Consider the following 6,057-nt stretch of genomic DNA (forward strand, 5'->3'; position numbering starts at 1 on the left):
CTCCCGCCCACCCCGCCACCGTCGCGGAATTCGCCGGGCTGGCCCGCAGGATCGCGGCCGACCGCGGCCGCTGGGCACCGCGCGTCCGCTACGACGCCACCACCCGCTGGTACGACCGCCTGGAGACCGGACCCGGCTACGAGGTCTGGCTGCTCAGCTGGGTGCCGGGGCAGGGCAGCGGGCTGCACGACCACGGCCGCTCCTCGGGCGTGCTGACCGTCCTCGAGGGCGAACTGACCGAGCACGCCCTCGGCGGCAACGGCGGGACCCGCCGTTCACTCCTGCCGGGGCACCAGCGGGTGTTCGCCCCCGGCTACGTCCACGAGGTGGTCAACGACTCGCTGGACGGCGCGGTCAGCCTGCACATCTACTTCCCCGGCCTGACGGAGATGACCCCGTACGCCTGCACCTCCGGGGAGCCGGCAAGCGAGGGGACGTTCGCAGGCTGACGCGGCGGGCTGACAGACTGTCCGCATGCGAATCGTGGTACTGGCCGGCGGCATCGGGGGAGCCCGTTTCCTGCGCGGCCTGAAGGCGGCGGCGCCGGAGGCGGACATCACCGTCATCGGCAACACCGGCGACGACATCCACCTGTTCGGCCTCAAGGTCTGCCCCGACCTCGACACCGTCATGTACACCCTCGGTGGCGGGATCCACGAGGCACAGGGCTGGGGCCGCGCCGACGAGACGTTCACGGTCAAGGAGGAACTGGCCGCCTACGGCGTCGGGCCCGAGTGGTTCGGCCTCGGCGACCGCGACTTCGCGACGCACATCGTGCGCACCCAGATGATCGGCGCGGGCTATCCGCTCAGCGCGGTCACCGAGGCGCTGTGCGCGCGCTGGAAGCCGGGAGTGCGGCTGATCCCGATGACCGACGACCGGATCGAGACGCACGTCGTCGTCGACGACCCGGACGCGGGCCCCGGTGGCGGGCGCAAGGCGGTCCACTTCCAGGAGTACTGGGTGCGGCTGCGGGCCTCCGTCCCGGCGTACGCGGTGCTGCCGGTCGGCGCGGAGGGCGCCAAGCCCGCGCCCGGCGTGCTGGAGGCGATCGGCGAGGCGGACGTCATCCTCTTCCCGCCGTCCAACCCGGTGGTGTCGGTCGGGACGATCCTGGCCGTCCCCGGCATCCGCGAGGCCATCGCCGAGGCGGGCGTGCCGGTGGTGGGCCTCTCCCCCATCGTCGGGAACGCGCCGGTGCGGGGCATGGCCGACAAGGTGCTGGCGGCGGTCGGCGTGGAGTCCACGGCGGCGGCGGTCGCCGCGCACTACGGCTCCGGCCTCCTGGACGGCTGGCTGGTCGACACCGTCGACGCCGGGGCGGTGGACGAGGTCGAGGCCGCCGGCATCCGGTGCCGGGCCGTGCCGCTGATGATGACGGACCTGGACGCGACGGCCGCGATGGCCCACGAGGCGCTGACGCTGGCCGGGGAGGTGCGGGCGTGATCGCCTCCTACCGCGTGTGGGCCGTCACGGGCATGCCCGAGGTCGAGCCCGGCGCCGACCTGGCCAAGCTCATCGCGGCGAACACGCCGGAACTGGCCGACGGCGACGTCCTCGTCGTCACCTCGAAGATCGTCAGCAAGGCGGAGGGGCGCGTGGTGCGCGCCACCGACCGCGAGGCCGCGATCGACGCCGAGACGGTGCGGCTCGTCGCACGGCGCGGGCCGACCCGGATCGTGGAGACCCGGCACGGCTTCGTCATGGCCGCGGCCGGCGTGGACGCCTCCAACACGGCCCCCGGCACGGTGCTGCTGCTGCCCGAGGACCCGGACGCCTCCGCCCGCGCCATCCGGGCGGGGCTGCGGGACGCGCTCGGCGTCAACGTCGGCGTGGTCGTCACCGACACCTTCGGGCGGCCCTGGCGCGAGGGCCTGACCGACGTGGCGATCGGCGCGGCCGGACTGCGCGTGCTGGACGACCTGCGGGGCGCCACCGACTCCCACGGCAACGAACTGGCGGTCACGGTCACGGCCCTGGCCGACGAGCTCGCCGCGGCCGGCGACCTGGTGAAGGGCAAGTCCACCGGGGCGCCCGTCGCCCTCGTCCGGGGTCTGGACGGCCTGGTGCTGCCCTCCGAGGAGGACGGCGAAGGCGGCCGCGCCCTCGTCCGGGTCGCCGCCAACGACATGTTCCGGCTGGGCACTTCGGAGGCCGTCCGCGAGGCGGTCTCCCTGCGGCGCACGATCCGCGAGTTCACCGACGAGCCCGTCGACGGGGCGGCCGTACGGCGCGCCGTGGCCCTCGCGGTCACCGCGCCGGCGCCGCACCACACGACGCCGTGGCGCTTCGTGCTGCTGGAGTCGGAACCGGCACGGGTCCGGCTGCTGGACGCCATGCGCGACGCGTGGATCGCGGACCTGCGCCGCGACGGCCGCAGCGAGGAGTCCATCGCCAAGCGGGTGCGCCGCGGCGACGTCCTGCGCAAGGCGCCGTACCTGGTGGTGCCCTGCCTGGTCGCGGACGGCGCGCACGACTACCCGGACCCGCGGCGGTCGGCGGCGGAGCGCGAGATGTTCGTGGTCGCCATGGGCGCGGCCGTGGAGAACTTCCTGGTGGCGCTGGCCGGCGAGCAGTTGGGGTCGGCGTGGGTGTCCTCCACGATGTTCTGCCGCGACGTGGTGCGCAAGGTGCTGGACCTGCCGGAGGACTGGGACCCGATGGGCGCCGTCGCCGTCGGCCGGCCCGCGGCGCCGCCGAAGGAGCGGCCGGGGCGGAGCGCGGAGGCGTTCATCGAGGTGCGGTGACGGGCCGTTCGGCCCGCACGCGCCTCCCGGGCTGCGGGTCGGGGCCGGTCACCGTGGCGAACGCGGTGACCGGTGCGGCTCCGAGGTGGGCCGACAGTCGTCCCTGGTGGCCTTGAGAGCGACCAGACCCGTGATGTCGCGTACCGCGTCGGACGGTTGCGAGTAGTCCCGGATCAGGAGTGTCCAGCCTGGCGCGTCAGGCGAACCTGAGGGATGCCCTCCGGAAGCGATCGCTCCTCACCGCTCCACCCGTTCTCGTGGAGCCAGTCGAGTGCCGCACCGATCGTCCGGGCGGGCTCCTCCCCGATCGGCTGCGCCATGAGACCGACGACACAGCCGTGGTCCTCGGGCGACACCTAGGCCGCGGCCTTGAGTCCAGCGGATTCCGCCGCACCGCTCACGTCGGCGGCGACACTGTTCGCGTCGGCCGGCCGGGGCGCGCTCGAACCGGCCCCCGGGTCGTCGGCCTGTCGCGTACCGCATCCCATGAGGGACCCCAGCAGCATCACGGCCCCTGCGAGGGCGATCGTCCGTCTCACCGTGCGTCGCGGAAGACGAGACGGACTTTCCTGTCCGAGATGAACGAGGAGGGCGTCCCTGCCGGGAGTACGGCGCGCAGGGGCTCGAACACGGCCAGGACTCTGTCGTCCCCGTACTCACGGACGTCCTCGGTGGCTTTGAGGAACAGCGACCCGCCGGCCACCCCACGAACCTGCGCGAAGGTTCCGTCCCTACGGACCGCCTCCGCGCCGCCGAGCAGCTCCGCGACACCCGGCGAGCACACGGTGATCCACGAATAGCCCCGCACATTCCGGTCCAGGACGGGAAACGTCTCGTCCTGGAAGAGGCCGAGTGCCGCTTCCAGGGAGCTCCGGCCGGTGGTGCTGTCCATGTCGTCGGCGATACAGCCGAAAAGCGCCGTACCCCTTCCGGAATCCGCGTGCCGGATGATGAAGTCGTGCCGGGCGGACTGGGCCTTCTCGAATTCCTCGCTCGACCTGTCCACCGTCAGGGCCACCCACTCGGGTGCTTCGTAGTCCCGCCTGGCGCCGATGGTGATCCAGGTGCTGCCGGGATAACCGTCAGGACCGAGGACGGCCAGTCTCAGCTCCGCCTCGAGCGGCACGGACTCCAGATCCCGCAGGAATTTCTCCCAATTCTTCGGGGAAAAGACCCGTCCGGAACGCTTGCGGCCGCTTTTCAGAACTCGCGCGATCCAGAGCGATCCCCACAATTCTCCGGGTCGGCCGTAGGGGGCGCCCGCCGTCATCAGCGCGGATTCCCGGCCCGTCAGGTCCAGCGCGCCGACGAAGGGGTCCATGGCGCTTCCGGCCAACTCTCGGACCGCGTCGGCGAACCAAGGCTCGACCAGTTCCCGGAGGGCGGTGCCGCCCTCCGGGAGCGCGAAGTCGAGTTCTGCCCGGACACTGGAATTCACTCGAAATCCCTCAGCCATGCGCGGAATATAACACAGGCTCAGAACACGGGTGACAGGGGCGGGACGAAGATCGGACCGCCACCGGATTCCAGAGTAAGCGGATTTTGCGACCAGTCATGGTTCTCGATGTTTTCATGCCACCAGTCCTGGAATCCGTGCCACGCCCTCTTGCAGGAGGGCTCATTCACCTTTTCGGGCACCGGATGGGGTATCGGTTTCCAGTCGTCCTTCGGGTCCTTCGCCTTCCGGTGGGTGTACACCTCGATACCGGCGTCCGGCGTCGAGGAAGAAACCGTGATCAGTTCCTTGACGTTTCTCGACCAGTGGCCTGAAGAACGGCACCACCTACTCCTGGCGGGCCAAGTCGCTGGACAAGCAGGCACCACCTCGGCCTACACCCCCACCTCGACACCGTGCCGGTTCGTCTTCGACAGCGCCCGGCCCACCCCGCCCACCGTGACTCGACGCAGTTCCCGGACGCCGACGCGAGCGACGACGGCTTCAACTCGGCCTTGTACACCGGATCGGTCACGTGCGCCAAAGGGGCGCCGACATCGACGCCGACGACCTGGTCGAGCGCGAAGCCGCCGCTGGCCGGCCCCCAACGTGCTGTACGTCCGGGCCGTCGACGGCGACGGATTCCCCGACCTGATGGTCGTGGACGCCAACGGCAACCTGCGCTCGAACGCACCGGCTCCAGCCACCATCACCCAGATCGTCTCCGCCGGGGACGCCACGGGGGACGGCAAGACCGACCTGGTCTACCGGACGGACGTCAGTGCCCGGCTCCTGCTGCGCACCGGCATCAAGGACCCGACGACGGGCGGGGTGAAGCTCGACTCACTGGCCGCGGCGGTGAACTCGGAAGGCGGCGCCGGCACCGTCGTCATCACCAACACCGACGGGGTGGGCTGGAAGACCAAGATGACCATGGGCTGACCCGTCGGCCGGCCCACGGCCTCCCCTGCCCTCTGACCCGTGTCCGCGCGGGTCAGAGGGCCACGATGTTCCCCGGGGCCATGCGCGGGGCGCGGCGTGGGGGGCGGCGGCCGGTGAGGAGGATGATGCGGGCGGCGCGGTGGCGCTGGCCGGCGTAGGGCTCGAGGAGTTCGAGCATGGTGGCGTCGTCGCAGCGGTGGGCGCCGGTGAGGGCGTAGCCGACGGTGTGCGGCAGGTGGAGGTCGCCGACCGTGATCGCGTCGGGGTCGCCGTTGCTGCGCTGCAGGGTCTCGGCCGCGGTCCAGGGGCCGATGCCGGGAACGGCCTGGAGGCGGGCGAGGGCGTCGGCGGGGGCGAGGGTGGTGGCCTGCTCCATGCGGGCGGCGGCGCGGGCGGCCCGGACCGCGGCGGCGGAGCGCTTGCCGTCGACGTTGGCGCGGTGCCACTCCCAGGAGGGGATCATGGCCCAGCCGCGGGCGTCGGGCATCACGCGCATGCGCAGTTCCTCGCCGGGGCCGGGGGCGGGCTCGCCGAAGCGCCACAGCAGGACCCGCCAGGAGCGGTAGGCCTCGTCGGAGGTGACCTTCTGCTCGAGGATCGCGGGGATGAGGGACTCCAGCACCAGGCCCGTACGGGTCAGCCGCAGCCCGGGGTTGCGGCGGTGGGCCTCGTGGACGACGCGGTGCCGGGCGGTGAAGGCGGCGGGGTCGTCGGCGTCGCCGAGCAGGCCGGGGAGGCGGTCCAGGAGCCACTCGGCGCCGGGGCCCCAGGCCTCGGCCTCGACCTCGCCGCCGGAGGGGCGGGCGATGCGCAGGGTGCCGGGGCCCTCGGGGGTGCGCGAGGCCCGGTAGACCGCGCGGTCGGCGCCGACGCGGAACGCGGGGTCGCCGGGGCCGCGGCGCAGGGGGCCGAGCGTGAGGCCGAGGTCCAGGG

6 protein-coding genes are annotated in these 6,057 nt (G+C 72.6%); 4 read left to right on the top strand and 2 right to left on the bottom strand.

Annotated features, from left to right (window positions below):
• The 3 genes from PV350_RS43505 to PV350_RS43515 all read left to right on the top strand — a co-directional run.
• Nucleotides 1-449, top strand: a 449-nt coding sequence (locus tag PV350_RS43505; protein WP_500338903.1) for a cysteine dioxygenase, incomplete at its 5' end; no start/stop codon positions are given.
• Between the two features lie 25 nt (nucleotides 450-474).
• Complete coding sequence (gene cofD, locus PV350_RS43510) at nucleotides 475-1,446, top strand: 2-phospho-L-lactate transferase (protein WP_499512167.1); 972 nt, start codon at nucleotides 475-477, stop codon at nucleotides 1,444-1,446.
• Between the two features lie 32 nt (nucleotides 1,447-1,478).
• The gene (locus tag PV350_RS43515; RefSeq protein ID WP_499516850.1) at nucleotides 1,479-2,747 is read left to right on the top strand and encodes a coenzyme F420-0:L-glutamate ligase; all 1,269 of its coding nucleotides are present in this window, start codon (nucleotides 1,479-1,481) and stop codon (nucleotides 2,745-2,747) included.
• Nucleotides 2,748-3,282: 535 nt separating this feature from the next.
• Here PV350_RS43515 and PV350_RS43520 read toward each other — a convergent pair.
• Nucleotides 3,283-4,203, bottom strand: a complete 921-nt coding sequence (locus PV350_RS43520) for a hypothetical protein (RefSeq protein ID WP_500338904.1) — start codon at nucleotides 4,201-4,203, stop codon at nucleotides 3,283-3,285.
• A gap of 588 nt (nucleotides 4,204-4,791) precedes the next feature.
• Between PV350_RS43520 and PV350_RS43525 the strand changes: the two genes are divergently transcribed.
• Nucleotides 4,792-5,124, top strand: a complete 333-nt coding sequence (locus PV350_RS43525) for a hypothetical protein (RefSeq protein ID WP_500338905.1) — start codon at nucleotides 4,792-4,794, stop codon at nucleotides 5,122-5,124.
• Between the two features lie 52 nt (nucleotides 5,125-5,176).
• Here PV350_RS43525 and PV350_RS43530 read toward each other — a convergent pair whose 3' ends face one another.
• Entirely contained in the window at nucleotides 5,177-6,055 is an 879-nt protein-coding gene (locus PV350_RS43530; RefSeq protein ID WP_500338906.1) for a DNA-3-methyladenine glycosylase family protein, read from the bottom strand.
• Between the last annotated feature and the right edge of the window lie 2 nt (nucleotides 6,056-6,057).

Origin of the sequence: Streptomyces sp. PA03-6a (assembly GCF_033792765.1) — a bacterium.
Classification (GTDB): Bacteria; Actinomycetota; Actinomycetes; order Streptomycetales; family Streptomycetaceae; genus Actinacidiphila.